Source organism: Marinobacter shunpengi, assembly GCF_045449695.1.
In the GTDB taxonomy this organism is placed as follows: Bacteria; Pseudomonadota; Gammaproteobacteria; order Pseudomonadales; family Oleiphilaceae; genus Marinobacter.
The window spans coordinates 110,840-127,271 of sequence record NZ_JBJJKZ010000015.1 but is presented as its reverse complement, the minus strand read 5'-3'; the positions used below and the strand labels follow the sequence as shown (position 1 = coordinate 127,271).

The window sequence follows — 16,432 nt, the reverse complement described above, 5'->3', positions numbered from 1 at the left end:
GCGCATCCTCTCACCACGGTTGGCCGCTGTTGCAAATAGTCAGCGTATGGAAAACAGCTGCTCAAAATTGGAGATGGTCAGTATACGGCGCACGTCGCTGTTGCAGTTCTCTATCCGGATACTGGCCTTGTCGCCTCCGGCAAAGTCCCGCAGTAACAGCAGCATGCCCAGGGCTGAGCTGTCCAGGTAGCTGGTGTCGGACATGTCCACGACCCAATGCAGTACGCCCTCGGAATCCTTCTCATAGGCATCACGGAAAGCCTGGTGGGTACTGAAGTCAAAACGACCTTCGATGGCGATGATCCGCGTTTCACCATCCTCACTGCGTCGGGTGTTAACCGGCATAGGTTTCCTCCATTCAAGGCCCAGGCACATTCTGTGCCCCTTCAGGATAGACAATGGAAAGGGATTTGTATTGCAGTAGAAAGACATCGCCATCGCAACGCAGCGGAAGGAGGAAGGGCCTACTGGCGGCGCCGGGAGAACTGCCGGGCGGCGGCTTCGTCGGCCTGTTTCTGTTCCGTCAGGTCCCGGGCACGCTGTTCCTGGGCGCGGCAGGTGTCGATGTACTTTTCCATGCCCCGGCGGCGTTCCCAGGCCTGTTGCCAGTTCTGCCGGGCCTGCTCCAGGCGTTCGGCGGCCTGTGCCACACGCTTCTGCTGATCGCCAATAAGCAGGTCCAGGCGGGCGATGAAGTTCTGCCAGCCCTGGAGCCGGCTTACCGGCACGGTCCCCTGTTGCTGGGCACGCATCTGCTGGTGGTATTCCCGCTGGTAGCGGCCCAGTTCGTCCAGGCGGTCTTTCTCCACCTGCCACTGGTTGCGAACTCCGTTCATGCGATCCAGGGCTTCCTGTTCCTTGCGTTCCTCCAGCGTCAGCACCACCTGCAGGCGTTGCGAGCGAGTGGTCATTCACCACCCCCGGGCTGGCCACTATCCGCCGTCTGCGATCTGGCCGGTTTTTCCGGCAACAGCGACAGCAACTGGTCCACGGACTCGCCGAAGGGGGCGGCCTCATTCAGCCCCTGCTGCAGGAAATCCCCCATACGGTCGATATAGCGAATGGCGAAATCGGTTTCCTGGTCCGAGCCCTTCACATAGGCACCAACACTGATCAGGTCGCGGGCCTGCTGGTAGCGGGAATAGACCTGCTTGAACCGCTGCGCCCGGGCAAAATGATCCTGTTCGGTAACATGGGGCATGACCCGACTGACCGATGCCTCCACGTCGATGGCCGGGTAATGGCCCTCCTCCGCCAGTCGTCGGGACAGCACGATATGGCCATCCAGGATGGCGCGGGCGGAATCCGCCACCGGATCCTGCTGGTCGTCACCTTCGGTCAGTACCGTGTAGAACGCGGTGATGGAACCGCCCCCGGGCTTGCCATTACCGGTGCGTTCCACCAGTTGCGGCAGCTTGGCGAACACCGACGGCGGATACCCCTTGGTGGCGGGCGGCTCGCCCACCGCCAGGGCAATTTCCCGCTGGGCCTGGGCATAGCGGGTCAGGGAATCCATCAGCAGCAGCACCCTTTTGCCCTGGTCGCGATAGTATTCGGCGATGCGGGTGGTGAGCATGGCGGCCCGCAGGCGCATCAGCGGAGAGTCGTCCGCCGGGGAGGCAACCACTACGGAACGGGACAGGCCCTCTTCCCCCAGGATATCGTCGATGAACTCCTTCACCTCCCGACCCCGCTCGCCAATCAGGCCCACCACGGTGATATCCGCATCGGTAAAGCGGGTCATCATGCCCAGCAGCATGCTCTTGCCCACACCACTGCCGGCAAAAAGGCCCAGGCGTTGGCCCTGGCCCACGGTCAGCAGGGCGTTGATGGCGCGAATGCCCACGTCCATGGAAGTCCGCACCGGCGCCCGGTTGAGGGGATTGATGATCTCCCCGGCCAGGGGCACACGGGCTTCCACCTCCAGCGGGCCCCGGTCGTCCAGGGGCTCGCCGTTGCCGTTGACGACCCGGCCCAGCAGGCCGTGCCCCACCGGCACCCGGCTCGCCGCCGACAGGGGAATAACCCGTGCCCCCGGTCGCAGACCTTCGATGGCGGTCAGGGGCATAAGGTAGACGCGGTCATCCTCGAACCCGACCACCTCCGCTTCCACGGTGCTGGTGTCGTGGCCGAGGATCATGCAGCGGTCGCCCACCACCATCGGGCAGCCGACGCATTCCAGTGTCAGGCCCACCATACGGGTCAGGCGGCCGGACAATTCCGGGCGGGGTCGTTGGGGAACGTTGGAAGCCAGTCGCTGGAGGCGTTCAGTCAGGCTGCTGGTCATCGTCGGACTCTCCCGGTTCTTCCAGCACATCCCGGTGGAAATCGGACAGGTCGCCCATCACCGATTCGAGCTCGTCACTCTCGCCCTGGGAGGCGGTTCCCAGTTGCTGGTCCAGCATCGCCTGCACCGCCTTCTGGAAGCGCTTCTCAACGGTGTAGTCCACCAGGGAATGACGGGTTTCCACAGTACAGCCCCCTGGCAGGATACTGTCGTCCCCACTGATGGACACCTCCGCGTCGAGACGATCGGCGGCCTCCCGCACCCATTCCATATCGGTAGGATGGATGCGGATACGGACATTCTCCCGGGTGGACGGCAGACTGCTCACCGCGTCCATCACCACCTGGCGAATCTGGGAGGAGTCCAGGGACAGTTCACGGTGGATCACCGATCTGGCCAGTACCGTGGCCAGGTTGACCAGTGCCGATTCCAGCTCATCCCGGTGCCGTTCGATGGGGGCCAGCAGTTCGCCCATGACGGACTCCAGCCGCGCCAGTTTCTCGTCCACCTCGGCGCGGGCATCGGCGGCCGCCTGCTCACGGCCCTCCTGTTCGCCGGTCTCCCGACCTTCCTGATAGCCCCGTTCGCGCCCCTCTTCCAGCCCCTGGGACAGACCTTCCTCGTGGCCCGCCTGCCGACCCTCCTGCCGACCTTCCTCCCAGGCGGACTGGCGGATGGCCTCGATATCCGCTGCGGTCAGCGGCTTGACGTCCACTTCCTCGTCCCGGGACACCTCGTTGCCCCGTTCGTCCAGCAGGGGCAGTTCCCAGCGCTCCCAGGCGCTGAGTTCTTCGGGAGGAATGCGTGTGCGTCGGCGGGAATCGCTCATCACATCATTTCTTCGCCGGAACCACCCAGGGTGATCTCACCAGCTTCCGCCATGCGACGGGCGATGGTGATAATATCCTTCTGGGCGGATTCCACTTCGCTCACCCGGACCGGCCCCTTGGCTTCCAGGTCATCCTGCAGCAGCTCGGCCGCACGCTTGGACATGTTGCGGAAGATCTTGTCCTTGACCCCGTCGTCGGCCCCCTTGAGGGCCACAACGAGGACCTCCGAGGACACTTCCCGCAGCAGCGACTGGATACCCCGGTCGTCGATATCCGCCAGGTTGTCGAAGACGAACATCAGGTCCTCAATGGTGGAAGCGAGATCCGGATCCATATCCTTGATGGAATCCATCAGGCCGCCCTCGATCGAACGGTCCATGAAGTTCATGATATCCGCCGCCCGTTTGATGCCGCCAATGCGACTGGTCTGCGCCGCGGAACCGCCGGAGAACTGCTTCTCGAGGATATCGTTGAGCTCCTGCAGGGCCTGGGGCTGGATGCTCTCCAGCGACGCCACCCGCATCATGACATCGAGCCGCACCTTGTCATCCAGGGTCGCCAGGATCTCGGCGGCCTGGTCCGGATCCAGGTAGGAGATGACAATGGCCTGGATCTGGGGGTGTTCGTAACGGATGATATCCCCCACCGCCCGCGGTTCCATCCATTTAAGGGTATCCAGGCCGGTGGTGTTGCCGCCAATAAGGATACGGTCGATCAGGCTGGCCGCCTTGTCGTCCCCCAGGGCCTGGGTCAGCATAGTGCGGATGTAATCGTCGTTGCCCACACCCAGGCCGGTCTGGCCGCCCACGGCGTCGACAAACTCATTCATCACGTAGGACACCTCGTCCTTGCTGACGTCCTTCATCTGGGCCATGGCCACGCCCACCCGCTGGACTTCCTTCGGCCCCATGTGCTTGAGGATTTCCGCCGCATCCGACTCACCCAGTGACATCAGCAGGATAGCGGCCTGCTCGACCCGGGGAATCTTGCGGCGAAGCTGTTTGCTGTCAGCTTCCTGGCGGTTTTCTTCACTCATCGACGTTCACCCACTGGCGCATTACCTGAGCAACCCGGGCGGGGTCTTCGGCAATCAGCCCTTTCAATGCGTTCAGGTGTCTATCATAGCTGTCAGTGGCGCCGGGCAAAAGCAGCTCGTCCTGGCCACTCATGGCATCCGCCAGGGCCCGGTCACTGCCAACCTCGCCAAGGTCGTCGTAGGAGCCCCGGATGCCATCCTCATCCATACCGGATTCGCGGCGGCCACCACCGGAGATCGTCTTGAGTACCGGGCGCAACAGGCCCAGCACCAGTGCCAGGATAACGATACCGGCCAGCACCTGTTTCATCAGGTTCCAGAACCAGGGCTGTTCCCAGAAGCCCGGGGCCTCGTACTGTACCTCCTCTTCCGGCGCGAAGGCGGTGTTCATGACCGTGACGCTGTCACCCCGGGCCGCGGAGTAACCCACTGCGTCCCGCACCAGCATGTTCAGGCGCTGCAGCTCCTGCTCCTGCCAGGGCTCGTAGGTGACCTCACCGGTATCGGGGTTGACCACGCGCTTGTCGTCCACCGCCACCGCCACGGTCAGGCGCTTGACATCGCCCTGGGCCTGGCGGATATAGCTGACCGTACGATCGATCTCGTAGTTGCGGGTGCTCTCACGGCGGATGTCCACCGGTTGCGCCTGCTCCTCGCCGTCTTCCCCTTCTTCAGCCTGGCCCGCACCCGCCTGTTCCGGCACGGCGGCTTCACCCGGCGGTTGGTTGGACAGGGCACCGGGGATGCCCCCCTGAGCACCGGAGGCACGCTGCTCCGACATCTCCCGTTCACTGCGTACCGCCTGTTGCTCGGGATTGAACAGCTCTTCCGCCTGTTCCACCGACGAGAAGTCCAGGTCGGCGCTGACCTCCGCCCGGAAGCGGCTGTCACCGACAATGGGGCTGATCATGGACGCCACCCGCTTGGTCAGACGCTCCTCCACCCGCTCGGTGTACTCGTATTGCTCCTGCATGTCCTGACGTTCGGCATCCTCATCACGACCGGTCAGCAGGTTGCCGTTCTGGTCAACGACGGTCACGCTCTCACGGTTCATTTCCGGCACACTGCCAGCCACCAGGTTGACGATGGCGTTGATCTGTTCCTGCTCAACACGGCGGCCCGCGAAAACATTCAGGAATACCGAGGCGCTGGGTTCCCGGGCATCACGGACAAACACCGACCGTTCCGGGATGGCCAGGTGCACCCGGGCCGACTTGACGCTTCGCATGCTGCTGATGGTGCGGGCCAGTTCCCCTTCCAGGCCACGGCGGAAGCTGACGGTCTCCATGAACTGGGAGGTGCCCAGCCCCTGGTCCTGGTCCAACAGCTCATATCCAATGGTTTCCTTATCGGTGACGCCTTCGGCAGCGAGTTTCAGGCGGGCATTGTAGACATCGTCGGAAGCCACCAGCAGCGCACCGCTGCGCGGATCCATACGGTACTGGATTCCACTCTGGTCGAGGATGCTGGAGACGTCCTGAGGGTTGTAACTGGACAGGTCACCCAGCACCGGCTGGTAGTTGGGTTCCTGGGCCCACAACACCACCGCCACACCCAGGGCCACGCTGGCGGCCAGGCCAACCATCAGGCCGATCTGGCGCAGCAGGTTCAGGCGGTTGAAACCGAACAGCAGAGGGCTGCTGCTTTCGTTCTCCTCATCCGTGCCGGTGGTGGCCAGATTGGTGGAAGTGGCTTCTGAGGCTGCAGTGGCCATGACGTTGCTCCGTTGATAACTCGTCTAAACCGCCGTCAGATCGGCATGTTCATGATGTCTTCGTAGGCCTGCACGACCTTGTTACGCACCTGGCTCAGGGCATCGAAGGCAACCGATGACTTCTGGGAGGCCACCATCACCCGGGTGATATCGACGTTGGGGTCACCCTGTTCGTAGGCCGTGCGCAGTTCTCCCGTTGTCGACTGAAGGTCGTTAACCTTGTCCACCGCCTGGTTCAGCATGTCGCCAAACCCCGAGGTCTCCTGCACCTTCTCCGGACCTGCCGGCTTGTCCACCTGCCCCCTGACGGCAAGGTCGTTTTCCATGCGCTGGTTCTGCTGCATCTGGGCACGCAGGTTACGCATCTCTGAGAGAACGTTGTTGATATCGGCTCGCTGGACCATGGTTGTCTCTCCGCTCCCGAAAACGGTTCCTGTACCTGCCGCCGCTGGGGGCGGCATGGCTGAAAGTCTGTCTGGGGCAGAATTTGCAAATTTCCGGCCAGGTTCTTTTTATCCTTTAATTACAGCAGATTAAGAAAACATCCATGGAAACCCATAAAGGCCATGCCGGGTTTTTGACGGGGCCTGGAGGAGAATAAGGGGCTACCAAATCATAGCCTGAGGCAAGGGCAGCGCTGTGGGCGCCAGAAAGATAAACGGCGCCCGAAGGCGCCGAAGGAAGGAGAAACACTTGCCCGGCGGGCATTGATTAACCGGCCATGGCCAGCTCGGCATCCAGATCGATACCGAAGTCCCGCATCTGGGCGAGCTTATAGCGCAGCGTCCTGGGGCTGATCCCCAACTGCTCGGCAGCCCGGTTGCGGCGGCCCCGTTCCCGCTTGAGGGTGTCGATGATAATTCGGAACTCCCGGCGACGGATTTCATCCCCCAGGGATCCACCATCGTCCTCCGGTTCCGGCGGTGTTGCGGCGACCGCCTCCGCCGGCACCACAGAGCCTGTGTCGGCAACACCGGTTCCGGCATGGACCGGTTGTGATGGCGACATGGCCGCCGAAGGCCGGGGCGAGCCCCCAAGGCCGGTAATGCCCATCTCCAGGCACAGGTCCTCCGCCTGGATCTCCGCGCCCTGGTGCAGTACCAGGGCGCGCTGGATGGCGTTATCCAGTTCCCGCACATTACCGGGCCAGGAATGCTGCTGCAGTGCCTGGCGCGCATCCGCTCCCAGACTCACGCCGGTGAGCTTCATCTTGCGGCTGTGCTGGCGCAGCAGGTGTTCCGCCAGGGGCAGGATATCCCTTGGGCGGTCCCGCAGCGGGTGCCAGTGCATTGGCAGAACGCTTAGCCGATAGTAGAGGTCCTCCCGGAACTTGCCCTCGCGAACATACTCCGCCAGGTCACGGTTGGTAGTGGCCAGGACACGGACATCCAGGCTGATGGTACGGCGTCCGCCGACCCGCTCCACTTCCCGCTCCTGCAGCACCCGCAACAGTTTCGACTGCAGGCCCAGATCCATTTCCGAAATCTCGTCCAGCAGGATGGTGCCACCGTTGGCCTGTTCGAACTTGCCCGGTGACGAGGCGTGGGCACCGGTAAAGGCCCCCTTCTCGTGACCAAACAGGATGGCCTCCAGCATGTTCTCCGGAATGGCCGCACAGTTGATGGCCACGAACGGTTGGTCATCACGGCTGGAATTCTGGTGGATAAACCGCGCCAGCACCTCCTTGCCGGTGCCGCTCTCCCCGGAGATCATTACCGTGGAATCGCTGGCGGCCACCTTCTTCGCCAACTGGAACAGGCGCTTGCTGATAGGATCTTCCGCTACCGGCTCATCGCTCCGCCGGTTACGCCGGGCACCGGCGCCGATCACTTTCTCCACCGCGTCCACCAGCACCTGGGGTTCGAACGGCTTTACCAGGTAATCAATGGCACCGGTCTGCATGGCGTTGACGGCGTCGCTGATCTGACCGTAGGCGGTGATCAGCATCATCGGCAGGCCGGGATAGTGTCGCAGCACTTCCGCCAGCAGGTCATGGCCGGACATGCCCGGCATGTTCACGTCGCTGACCACCATGTCCACTGGTCCGCGGGCCAGCTCTTCCAGGGCCTTTTCACCGGTAGCGGCTTCCCGCACCCGGAAACGGGCCAGTTCAAGGGTGGTGACCAGCGCTTCACGCAGGTCGTGGTCGTCTTCAACGATAAGAATCTGGGGTCGGGCCATGACGTCCTCCGACTGTCCTTTCTGTCAGGAATGTGTGTTCTGGTTATGGGGCACGGTGGTGGTACGGGCCGCCGGAAGCCGGATCGACGCACAGGCGCCTCCCCGGGGCATGGCGGCCAGGCTGAACTGCCCGTTGTGGGCCTTGACCACCGCCTGTACCACTGCCAGCCCCAGGCCGGTACCGTGGGACTTGGTGGTGTAGAAGGCCTCCATCAGTTCGTTGGCCTTGTCCCCGGGAAAGCCCGGACCGTCGTCCACCACGGCAATCTCCAGTTCGTCCCGGGTGCCCACCAGGGTCAGTGCCACCTGCTTCGCGCCAGCTTCAAGGCTGTTGTTCACCAGGTTCATGCAGGCCCCCACCAGGGCTTCACGATTGCACATCAGGGGAACCTCCGGACCGTCGGCGCTGACCATGACCTGTTGATCATCGGCCAGTTTCAGTCCATCTACCCCGGCCTGCAGGCCTTCCGCCACCTGGCCGGAGGACAACGCCTCCGCGAGACGGGTCTCGCCCCGGGCAAAGGTCAGCATATCCCGCACCTGGGACTCCAGGTGGGTGAGTCGGGACATCAGGCGGTCGGCACAACGCTGGCGCAATTCCTCGTCCAGATCCGGCTGGGACAGGTGCCCACCGTAGAGGATCGCCGCCGACAGCGGAGTGCGGATCTGGTGGGCCAGGGAGGCCACCATACGGCCCATGGCTGACAGTCGCTGGGCATGGGCAAGCTGGGCCTGCAGCTGGCGGGTCTCGGTCAGGTCAGTAAGCAGGATCAACTGGCCCGGCTCATTCTCCATGGTCCGGATCTCAATGCTGACGCGACGACCGTCCTTGAGGGAAACCTCATGACCATCGTCACGCCGGGGAGCAAAGCAGCGCTGGATAACGCTCACCCAGCGTTCGCCTTCCAGCGGCTCCCCCAACAGGGCCACCGCCGCTGGATTGCACTGGGCCACGGCGCCCTGGCTGTCCAGCACAATCACACCGGCGGGCAACGCGGAAAGCAGGGTCGACAGGCGATCCGCCAGCCGCTCCTTCTCTTCCAGTTCGTGCTGGCGCTGGCGGGTTTCTGCGGTCAGTTCACCGGAAAGCTGGTTCACCCGGGACTCCAGAGTACGGTAGGAGTCGGTAATCTGCCGTGACATCTGGTTGAACAGGTCCAGTGCCGTATCGACGGCGGCGTCCTCATCCTGTGATGGAAACAGCGCGGTTACCTTGTCATTGGCTTCGGCCGCCGGGCCGGGCTCCCCGGAACGGGAGGCAGGTATTGCCGTCTGGAACTGTCTCATGCTTCCCCCTGACCATAATGTAATGATTCAGGGTCGGGATAGCAGGAGCCGTGCCAGGTAGGATTTCTTCTTTATTTACAAGGGGTAGGAAGAACAGAAAAAAAGCGTAGCCGGATAAGGGGAAGAAGCTGACAAAATTCCGTCAGCCCTCTTCCTCCTCCCGGAGACCGTATTTTCGAACCTTTTCCACCAGGGTAGTCCGGCGGATACGCAGCTTCTCCGCGGCACGGGCAACAACCCCGTTGGTCTCGTCCAGGGCCTGCTGGATCAGCTGCTTTTCCAGGTTCGACAGGTAGTCCTTCAGGTCAATGCCGTTGACCGGCAGTAATGCCGGGGCATCCAGGCCCACCAGGCCCGGCACACCCGATGGCATGGTGTTATCCTCCATGGCCAGCGTCTCGTCATAGTCATCCACGTAACGAAACTTCTTCGGCAGTTCCTGCACACCGATCACGCCAAAGGGATGCATGATGGCAAGTCGCTCCACCAGGTTGGCCAGTTCCCGCACATTGCCGGGCCAGTCATGGCGACACAGGCTCAGGATGGCGGCGGAGTTGAGCCGCAGGGAGCCCCGCTTTTCCTTTTCCATGCGTGCGATCAGTTCATTGATCAGTAGCGGAATATCCTCCGCCCGTTCCCGCAACGCTGGCATCTCGATGGGAAAGACATTGAGCCGGTAGTAGAGGTCCTCCCGGAAATCCCCCTTCTCAATCATGTCCTCAAGGTTCTTGTGGGTAGCGGCGACGATCCGCACGTCCGCACTCTGGGTACGGTTGCTGCCTACCTTCTCGAAAGTGCGCTCCTGCAGGACGCGGAGGATCTTCACCTGCATGTTCAGGGGCATGTCACCGATTTCATCCAGGAACAGGGTTCCCCCTTCCGCCAGCTCGAAACGGCCGACCCGGGCGGTGATGGCGCCGGTGAACGCCCCTTTCTCGTGACCAAACAGCTCGCTTTCCAGCAGTTCCGCCGGTATCGCGCCGCAATTGACCGGGACAAAGGGCTTGTCACGACGGGGGGAATGGTAGTGCAGGTTACGGGCCACCACCTCCTTGCCGGTACCGGATTCGCCGGTGATCAGCACACTGACATCCTTGTCCGCGACCTGGGCCATCAGTTCCCGCACGCCCTTGACGCTCCGGGAGGTCCCCACCAGGCTGCGGAACAACATGATGCCCCGTTGCTGCCCGGGACCGCGCCCACGGCTGCGCAGGTACTGGTCACGGAAGATCTGGGCCCGGTAGAGGGAATCCACGAACTTAGTGTAGTTCGGCGGCCACTCGAGGCGTGCAATGACCCGTTCCCGGCAATCGTCATCCAGGGCTTCGAGGTCCGGATTACCCACCACCAGTATCGGCAGGCCGGGTTCCGCACTGCACACCATACTGATGTCGTCAACGACATCCGCTGGCCCCTCGCTGGCGACAATTGCCACCCCGAGGTCGGCCCGGGCCTGCTCATCGTCGGTAGTCAGTATCTCGCGGGAAGGCCCGTCATCCAGGACGGTTTCCTCTCCCACGAATTCAAGAATGGTCTTCAGATCTCTAGCTCGTGACGCGTCCTTGCTCAATACCAGCACAGTATCGGTCATCGACATGCAGATGAAATCTCTTGGTCAGCGCAGCGTTGTGGTTCCGTGCGGATATACCTGTCGGGGACGGCAGTTTCCGCACGCTCTCCTTCCGGCGCCCAGGGAGCCTCCGGAGTCCTGATTATTTGTGCGGTATTTAAGACGTTAAAAGAGAGAGAGTCAATTTTATGACGCAGAGGAATGGTACGGATCTGTCAGCGTTATCATTCCGACGGGGCACCCGGCCTCTCCAATAGCCCCAGATCACCGGTTACGACTCGACACCCTGGCATAGGCGTTGGCCGCCTTGCGGTTCTGGCCCGCCTGCTCCAGCGCGTCCCGGGCTTCGTCCCGGGCCTCCCGGGCGGCCGCGTCGGCTTCCCGGACAAAGCCATCCAGTTCGGAGAGCCGTTTCTGAACTGCTTCCAGCGGCAGCTGTTGCTGCTCCAGGGCCTTCATCACCGGGTCAACAAGGTTGCGGACATCGCGGTTCAGATCCGCCAGCCGGTCCCAGTCGCTGGCCTCCAACGCCTGCCTGAGGCCGGCAATATGCTGATCAAGGCGCGCCAGCGCCTGATTGGCTTGGTCGGACATGACATTCTCCCCTTGCTGGTTCTGGAATCCCGTTATATCCGCGAGTATACAAGCCAAAGTCCGCAAAAGTCCTGACCTTTCGACAGTACATAACACCGGATAACCCGGTATTGCCTGAAGAAATCCCCTTCACATTCTGGTAAACTTGGACGTTTATTCAGCATCTGCACGAGGGTTGGTACGCCATGTCATCACAGTGGCAGTCCCTGGTATCCCAGAAAATCTACCTGGCCACCCAGTTGGCCCGGTCCGCCCGGAGTCAGGTTTCCACCACAGAGCGGGAAGCCTGTATCCAGGGCGCGATCGAACTGTCCCTACGTGCACGGCAGTTGCTGCTTGCCCTGGTAGCCCGCTATCACCAGGACAAGCATGCCATGCCGGCCTCCCTGGCAGAACTGTCCACCCTGATCGCGGATACGCCGGACGCCGAGATTCTGGGTGAACTGTCCCGCACCCCCGATAGCTGGTGGCACCATCTGGATCAACTGGAATTGTCCCAGAGCCAGCCGCCAAAACAGCAGAAGAACGTATCGGAGGACAACGTCATCGCGGTATCCGCGGCCCCCGGCCCGGATCGTTCTGCAGATGGGTTGCTGGACACCCTGGCGGCGATGAAAACATTTGTTAACGACCTGGGTGAGCGGCACGCCGAGTGGTAACCGCCATCCAAGCCTGAAGTAAGGATTCTATGTCACCTTCATTCTTTGAAATCGTACAACTGAGTAACGGCGACTACGCCCTCAAGCGCGTGGATGACGACTCAGCACCCCTGGTCAGGATATCCTTCTCCCAGGAGGCCCGTGAGTTGATGGAAAACCGGGATATGACCGTGGCCCGCGCCATGATCGACGCCGGCATCCAGGCGGTGGGGCAGATCAACGACGCCGTCGAGTGGGAGGATGCCGATCCGGAAGATTTCGAGCCTCACGCTCACCACACCCTTCACTGAATGGCAGGCGCCCGGGCACTGTCGGGCTAACCCCTGACACCCCGAGCCAAGCTGCTTCCCGCAACGCAACGGCTACCGGGTCCGGAGGATGACTCCATGGCTCTGCCCCTGCGCTGACGCTCGCTCCAGGGCGCCGAAATCACGGCTGGACAATCGGCTGGTCCACATCACCACGGCATGGCAGGTGCCGGCGCCCAGAGCCCGCTCCGCCAGCTCAAAGGCTGAATAGTCACGGGTGGACCTCAGAACCAGCAACTCACTGGCGACAATGCCATGCATGGTCTGCCACTTGCTGACCAGCTCCTGAGGCGGATCGATCCAGGCCAGCCACCGGCGCTCCTGGTTCAGTTGCGTCAACATCGGCAGCAGCAACTGGAAATTCTCCACCTGCCCCGGTGGCAGGATGACCTCCGTCACATTCGCCCGGGACGCACCGGTTTCCGGCACCTCGCCGGCCCCTCCGGCCCGGACCGGATCGGAGGGCACCGGTGATGCCCCGGCATGCAACCGCCGGGGCCGCGCCGCCGCCTGCGGCGCTACTGCGCCGGTAACAGGTATAGCAGCCGTATTCATGCTCAAACCCAACTGTTCCATGAGATCCTCCCGGATTCGTTGCAGCCCCTGCCCGGGACCACTTGATAAACTTCTAGTGCAGGTCGGAACGGCGGATGACGCCGACCCCGAGCCCTTCAATCACCAACTCCTGCTCACGCAGGTCCACCACTATCGGTTCGAATTCATCGTTTTCGGCGATGAGCAGCACCTGGGCACCTTCGCGGCGGAAGCGCTTGACCGTCACCTCTTCCCCCACCCGGGCGACCACCACCTGGCCGTTGTGGACATCCTGGGTGCGATGTACCGCCAGCAGGTCGCCGTCCAGGATGCCGATATCCTTCATGCTCATGCCCCTGACCCGCAGCAGGTAGTCCGCTGACGGATGGAAGAACTCCGGCTGCAGGGTGCAGTAGTCCTCGATGTTCTCCTGGGCAAGGATCGGATTACCCGCCGCCACCTGGCCGACCACCGGCAGGCCGGGGTCTTCCTCCTCCTCGGGCAGGCGGATACCACGGCTGGTGCCGGGCACCATCTCGATCGCGCCCTTGCGGGCCAGCGCCCGCAAATGTTCCTCGGCGGCGTTGGCGGAACGGAAACCCAGTTCCAGGGCAATTTCCGCCCGGGTCGGCGGATAGCCGGTCTCATCCACGTAGCGGCGAATGATGTCCAGTACCTGGCTCTGTCTTGCAGTCAGTTTCATGGCGTTTTCTCTCCTGTGGCAGTTTCCTGCCCCGGCCTTCCTCCGGCACAATGGCTGGACTGCTGTCCGCCGATGCTGGGGTTATATACAGTAACTCAGACTTTATACAGTATTTTATCCAGTGTAAACCCCTGTATGCTCGAAGTCGGCATGTCCGTCACGGCGAGACGTCTTTCAACGCAACAGTCCATCCCGGCCACCGGGATGGACAGGCACACCACAGTCAACCCGAACCGGGGAGCAACGCCCATGGCCAGTCGCTGCAGGATGCCCGACGTGATGACCACGCGGGACGGAAAGCCAAGAAGTGTGGGAGTGGAGATCGAAATCTCGGGCCTGGGCTACGAGAAACTGGTAGCCCTGGCCGCGGAAATCCTGGACGGAACCGCCAGCAACAGTGGCCGGTATGTAAGCAAGGTGGACACCCCCCTGGGGGAGTTCACCGTTGAACTGGATTCCGACCCCATCAAGGAGCTGGACCTGCGGGATGAGCGGGTGCCGGAATCCCTGCGGGAGCTCGGCGGCCATGCCATGGAAATGATCGACTACGCGGCTGAGCGCCTGGTACCCCTGGAAATTGTCTCGCCGCCGGTGCCCTTTGACCAGCTCGATACCATTGAGAGGCTGTCGGACCGGTTGCGGGAAGCCGGCGCTGTCGGCAGCCGGGAGGCCATACTCTACGCCTTCGGTCTCCAGCTCAACCCCGAGCTGCCGAACCTGGATGCGGATACCCTGCGCCGCTACCTGCAGACATTCGCCGCCCTCTACGACTGGCTCAAGGGCCGCCACCAACTGGATTTCAGCCGCAAGCTCACCAACTATATCGAACCCTGGGCCGGCAGTTATGTGGACCGCCTGATTGCGGAGGACTACGCCCCGGACCTCGAGGGCCTGATGCGTGACTACCTGGAAGACAACCCCACCCGCAACCGGGCCCTGGACCTGCTGCCGCTGTTCGCCCACCTGGACGCGGACCTGCTTGCGGAGTACGTGGATGACCCCCGGATCAAGTCCAGGCCAACGCTGCATTACCGGCTGCCGGACTGTGATATCGACAACCCCGCCTGGCATTTCTCCACGGTCTGGAACGACTGGGTGGTGCTGGAGCAGATCGTGTCACACCCCAAACAGCAGAAGGAACTGAACGACCTGTTCCGTGAGGGCCGGACCCTGTCCTTCAGAAACCTGACCAGTACCTGGCGCAGCCGGTGCCAGCAATGGCTGGAGAACCGAGGTTATGTCTGACCCTCATACCGACGACGACTGGGAGGTTCCGGGGCTGACCATCGGTATCAGCGGCCCCGCCCGCCGGCGTACCTCGGATCGGCTGATCAGCCTGGGGCTGCGGCTGTACGGGGCCCATACCCATTTCATCCGCCCGGGACGCCCCATCGACGTGTCCCTACTGGATGGCATCGTGCTGTCCGGCGGGACGCATATCCACCCTGACCTGTATGGCCAGCAGCCCCAGGTGGAGGCCCGTTACGACCGCAAGCGGGACCGCACCGACCAGATGCTGCTGCGGGAAGCGGAGCGGCTGCACCTGCCGGTGTTGGGGATCTGCCGTGGCGCACAATTGATCAACGTATACCGGGGCGGCTCCCTGTGCCAGGACGTGACCCCGCTCAGGGTTCATACCCGCCATCGACCACTGCTGCTACCCTTACAAAGGATCCGCGTTGTGGAACCAACCCGGCTTGGCGGGATCATAAGGACGCGAAGTATCGGCGCCAACCGCATCCACAGCCAGGCCATCCAGTGGCTTGGCCGTGGGCTCAGGGTCAGTGCCCTGGACGACGACCTGTTTGTACAGGCATTCGAGAACACCCACGGGCAATGGCTGATGGGGGTGCAATGGCACCCGGAATACCTGCTCTACCATGGCCCCCATCGGCGCATTTTTGCGGATTTCGTGCATACCGCCGAACAACTCAAACTTGCCCGCCTGGTCCGGGAGGATTTTCCCGAACCAACGGACTGATTGTCGACATCATTAAGGAGAAACCGATGACCCGTAGTATCGCCCGCCTGATTGGCACCCCAGCCCTGGCCGCCCTGTTTGTCCTGCCGATAGCACCGGCCCTGGCCGCTCCCGCCGAGGTCAGCCTGACCGGCGAGGGAAAGGTAAGGTACGTACCCGACAGCGCCCGTCTGAGTTTCACCGTCACGGCGGAGCACGAAGATTCCGACAAAGCCATCAGCGAGGTTCGGGCCGTGATGGAACGCTGGCGTGAGAGCATTACCGATATCCGCGACCAGCTGGTGGACTACAGCGACGCCTCGGCCCACCTCTACCAGCGGCAGCACCACCCCCGGAATGGCAAATCGGAGGAACCGAAGATCATCGCCGTCGCCAGTCAGACCGTGAGCTTTGAAATCCATGACCTGACCCTGCTGAACCCGGTACTCACCAGGGCACAGGACCTGGGCATGAACTACAACCTGGGCCAGCACCAGTTCTTCCACTCCGCCGAGGAGCAACTCCAGCAGGATGCCCTGGCCAAGGCGATCAGCAACGCCCGGGACCGCTGCCAGTTTGCGGCGGAACAGCTCGGCATGGACTGCGGAGAGGTCAAGTCCCTGAACCTGCAATCGTCAGGCGGTGGTCCCATCATGATGCGCATGCAGGAGGCCTCGGCAACGGCGGATACGGTCAGCGAAGTCGGGCCCCGGGATATCAGTGCCACGGTCCAGGCCACCTTCACCATGGAATGAGCCGGAATAATATC

The 16,432-nt window shown here is 62.4% G+C and carries 18 protein-coding genes; 5 read left to right on the top strand and 13 right to left on the bottom strand.

The genetic code is table 11. From position 1 onward, the window contains the following. Positions 1–39: 39 nt before the first annotated feature. From ACJO2E_RS12845 to ACJO2E_RS12795, 11 genes are all read right to left on the bottom strand, one after another. The gene (locus ACJO2E_RS12845) at positions 40–345 is read right to left on the bottom strand and encodes an STAS domain-containing protein (protein WP_406964327.1); all 306 of its coding nucleotides are present in this window, start codon (positions 343–345) and stop codon (positions 40–42) included. Positions 346–464: 119 nt separating this feature from the next. Continuing rightward, positions 465–911 (bottom strand): flagellar export protein FliJ, encoded by a 447-nt coding sequence (fliJ, locus tag ACJO2E_RS12840; RefSeq protein ID WP_406964326.1) that lies wholly within the window; start codon positions 909–911, stop codon positions 465–467. Next, the gene (fliI, locus tag ACJO2E_RS12835) at positions 908–2,287 is read right to left on the bottom strand and encodes a flagellar protein export ATPase FliI (protein WP_406964325.1); all 1,380 of its coding nucleotides are present in this window, start codon (positions 2,285–2,287) and stop codon (positions 908–910) included. The genes fliJ and fliI overlap by 4 nt, the downstream gene beginning before the upstream one ends. Beyond that, positions 2,268–3,116, bottom strand: coding sequence for a flagellar assembly protein FliH (locus ACJO2E_RS12830; RefSeq protein ID WP_406964323.1), 849 nt, complete (start codon positions 3,114–3,116; stop codon positions 2,268–2,270). Before ACJO2E_RS12830 ends, fliI begins: the two co-directional genes overlap by 20 nt. Next, complete coding sequence (fliG, locus tag ACJO2E_RS12825; protein ID WP_406964321.1) at positions 3,116–4,153, bottom strand: flagellar motor switch protein FliG; 1,038 nt, start codon at positions 4,151–4,153, stop codon at positions 3,116–3,118. Before fliG ends, ACJO2E_RS12830 begins: the two co-directional genes overlap by 1 nt. Continuing rightward, on the bottom strand, positions 4,146–5,867 hold the full coding sequence (gene fliF, locus ACJO2E_RS12820) for a flagellar basal-body MS-ring/collar protein FliF (RefSeq protein ID WP_406964320.1): 1,722 nt from the start codon (positions 5,865–5,867) through the stop codon (positions 4,146–4,148). The genes fliG and fliF overlap by 8 nt, the downstream gene beginning before the upstream one ends. A gap of 35 nt (positions 5,868–5,902) precedes the next feature. Continuing rightward, a complete protein-coding gene (gene fliE, locus ACJO2E_RS12815) occupies positions 5,903–6,271 on the bottom strand; it encodes a flagellar hook-basal body complex protein FliE (RefSeq protein WP_406964319.1) in 369 nt (122 codons plus the stop codon). 307 nt (positions 6,272–6,578) lie between these two features. Continuing rightward, a complete protein-coding gene (locus ACJO2E_RS12810; protein WP_406964317.1) occupies positions 6,579–8,048 on the bottom strand; it encodes a sigma-54-dependent transcriptional regulator in 1,470 nt (489 codons plus the stop codon). A gap of 24 nt (positions 8,049–8,072) precedes the next feature. Next, a complete protein-coding gene (locus tag ACJO2E_RS12805) occupies positions 8,073–9,335 on the bottom strand; it encodes a sensor histidine kinase (protein ID WP_406964315.1) in 1,263 nt (420 codons plus the stop codon). Positions 9,336–9,477: 142 nt separating this feature from the next. Then, on the bottom strand, positions 9,478–10,932 hold the full coding sequence (locus ACJO2E_RS12800) for a sigma-54 dependent transcriptional regulator (RefSeq protein ID WP_406964313.1): 1,455 nt from the start codon (positions 10,930–10,932) through the stop codon (positions 9,478–9,480). 237 nt (positions 10,933–11,169) lie between these two features. After that, the gene (locus ACJO2E_RS12795) at positions 11,170–11,499 is read right to left on the bottom strand and encodes an SOS cell division inhibitor (RefSeq protein ID WP_406964312.1); all 330 of its coding nucleotides are present in this window, start codon (positions 11,497–11,499) and stop codon (positions 11,170–11,172) included. Positions 11,500–11,684: 185 nt separating this feature from the next. Here ACJO2E_RS12795 and ACJO2E_RS12790 point away from each other — a divergent pair, with 185 nt between their 5' ends. Together ACJO2E_RS12790 and ACJO2E_RS12785 are read left to right on the top strand one after the other, a co-directional pair. Next, complete coding sequence (locus tag ACJO2E_RS12790) at positions 11,685–12,158, top strand: DUF6586 family protein (protein WP_406964310.1); 474 nt, start codon at positions 11,685–11,687, stop codon at positions 12,156–12,158. 29 nt (positions 12,159–12,187) lie between these two features. After that, the gene (locus ACJO2E_RS12785) at positions 12,188–12,448 is read left to right on the top strand and encodes a hypothetical protein (RefSeq protein ID WP_406964309.1); all 261 of its coding nucleotides are present in this window, start codon (positions 12,188–12,190) and stop codon (positions 12,446–12,448) included. A gap of 72 nt (positions 12,449–12,520) precedes the next feature. On the opposite strand, the gene ACJO2E_RS12780 is transcribed toward ACJO2E_RS12785, so the two are convergent. Further along, the gene (locus ACJO2E_RS12780) at positions 12,521–13,042 is read right to left on the bottom strand and encodes a cell division inhibitor SulA (protein ID WP_406964308.1); all 522 of its coding nucleotides are present in this window, start codon (positions 13,040–13,042) and stop codon (positions 12,521–12,523) included. Positions 13,043–13,094: 52 nt separating this feature from the next. Further along, on the bottom strand, positions 13,095–13,703 hold the full coding sequence (lexA, locus tag ACJO2E_RS12775; RefSeq protein ID WP_406964307.1) for a transcriptional repressor LexA: 609 nt from the start codon (positions 13,701–13,703) through the stop codon (positions 13,095–13,097). A 249-nt stretch (positions 13,704–13,952) separates the two neighbouring features. Here lexA and ACJO2E_RS12770 point away from each other — a divergent pair, with 249 nt between their 5' ends. The 3 genes from ACJO2E_RS12770 to ACJO2E_RS12760 are packed head-to-tail and all read left to right on the top strand — an operon-like array spanning position 13,953 to position 16,418. Beyond that, entirely contained in the window at positions 13,953–14,948 is a 996-nt protein-coding gene (locus ACJO2E_RS12770) for an amidoligase family protein (protein ID WP_406964305.1), read from the top strand. After that, positions 14,941–15,684: a gamma-glutamyl-gamma-aminobutyrate hydrolase family protein gene (locus tag ACJO2E_RS12765; RefSeq protein ID WP_406964304.1), complete on the top strand. Its 744-nt coding sequence runs from the start codon at positions 14,941–14,943 to the stop codon at positions 15,682–15,684. The genes ACJO2E_RS12770 and ACJO2E_RS12765 overlap by 8 nt, the downstream gene beginning before the upstream one ends. Before the next feature lie 26 nt (positions 15,685–15,710). Further along, positions 15,711–16,418 (top strand): SIMPL domain-containing protein, encoded by a 708-nt coding sequence (locus tag ACJO2E_RS12760; protein ID WP_406964303.1) that lies wholly within the window; start codon positions 15,711–15,713, stop codon positions 16,416–16,418. Positions 16,419–16,432 lie beyond the last annotated feature (14 nt).

Excerpts from the sequence above, each read along its gene's own strand:
- ACJO2E_RS12770 (WP_406964305.1), top strand. The coding sequence starts at position 13,953 with ATGGCCAGTCGCTGCAGGATGCCCGACGTGATGACCACGCGGGACGGA.
- ACJO2E_RS12810 (WP_406964317.1), bottom strand. The coding sequence starts at position 8,048 with ATGGCCCGACCCCAGATTCTTATCGTTGAAGACGACCACGACCTGCGT.
- fliG (WP_406964321.1), bottom strand. The coding sequence starts at position 4,153 with ATGAGTGAAGAAAACCGCCAGGAAGCTGACAGCAAACAGCTTCGCCGC.
- fliI (WP_406964325.1), bottom strand. The coding sequence starts at position 2,287 with ATGACCAGCAGCCTGACTGAACGCCTCCAGCGACTGGCTTCCAACGTT.
- ACJO2E_RS12780 (WP_406964308.1), bottom strand. The coding sequence starts at position 13,042 with ATGGAACAGTTGGGTTTGAGCATGAATACGGCTGCTATACCTGTTACC.
- fliE (WP_406964319.1), bottom strand. The coding sequence starts at position 6,271 with ATGGTCCAGCGAGCCGATATCAACAACGTTCTCTCAGAGATGCGTAAC.
- ACJO2E_RS12800 (WP_406964313.1), bottom strand. The coding sequence starts at position 10,932 with ATGTCGATGACCGATACTGTGCTGGTATTGAGCAAGGACGCGTCACGA.
- ACJO2E_RS12845 (WP_406964327.1), bottom strand. The coding sequence starts at position 345 with ATGCCGGTTAACACCCGACGCAGTGAGGATGGTGAAACGCGGATCATC.
- fliJ (WP_406964326.1), bottom strand. The coding sequence starts at position 911 with ATGACCACTCGCTCGCAACGCCTGCAGGTGGTGCTGACGCTGGAGGAA.
- ACJO2E_RS12765 (WP_406964304.1), top strand. The coding sequence starts at position 14,941 with ATGTCTGACCCTCATACCGACGACGACTGGGAGGTTCCGGGGCTGACC.
- ACJO2E_RS12790 (WP_406964310.1), top strand. The coding sequence starts at position 11,685 with ATGTCATCACAGTGGCAGTCCCTGGTATCCCAGAAAATCTACCTGGCC.
- ACJO2E_RS12760 (WP_406964303.1), top strand. The coding sequence starts at position 15,711 with ATGACCCGTAGTATCGCCCGCCTGATTGGCACCCCAGCCCTGGCCGCC.
- ACJO2E_RS12795 (WP_406964312.1), bottom strand. The coding sequence starts at position 11,499 with ATGTCCGACCAAGCCAATCAGGCGCTGGCGCGCCTTGATCAGCATATT.
- ACJO2E_RS12830 (WP_406964323.1), bottom strand. The coding sequence starts at position 3,116 with ATGAGCGATTCCCGCCGACGCACACGCATTCCTCCCGAAGAACTCAGC.
- ACJO2E_RS12785 (WP_406964309.1), top strand. The coding sequence starts at position 12,188 with ATGTCACCTTCATTCTTTGAAATCGTACAACTGAGTAACGGCGACTAC.
- fliF (WP_406964320.1), bottom strand. The coding sequence starts at position 5,867 with ATGGCCACTGCAGCCTCAGAAGCCACTTCCACCAATCTGGCCACCACC.
- lexA (WP_406964307.1), bottom strand. The coding sequence starts at position 13,703 with ATGAAACTGACTGCAAGACAGAGCCAGGTACTGGACATCATTCGCCGC.
- ACJO2E_RS12805 (WP_406964315.1), bottom strand. The coding sequence starts at position 9,335 with ATGAGACAGTTCCAGACGGCAATACCTGCCTCCCGTTCCGGGGAGCCC.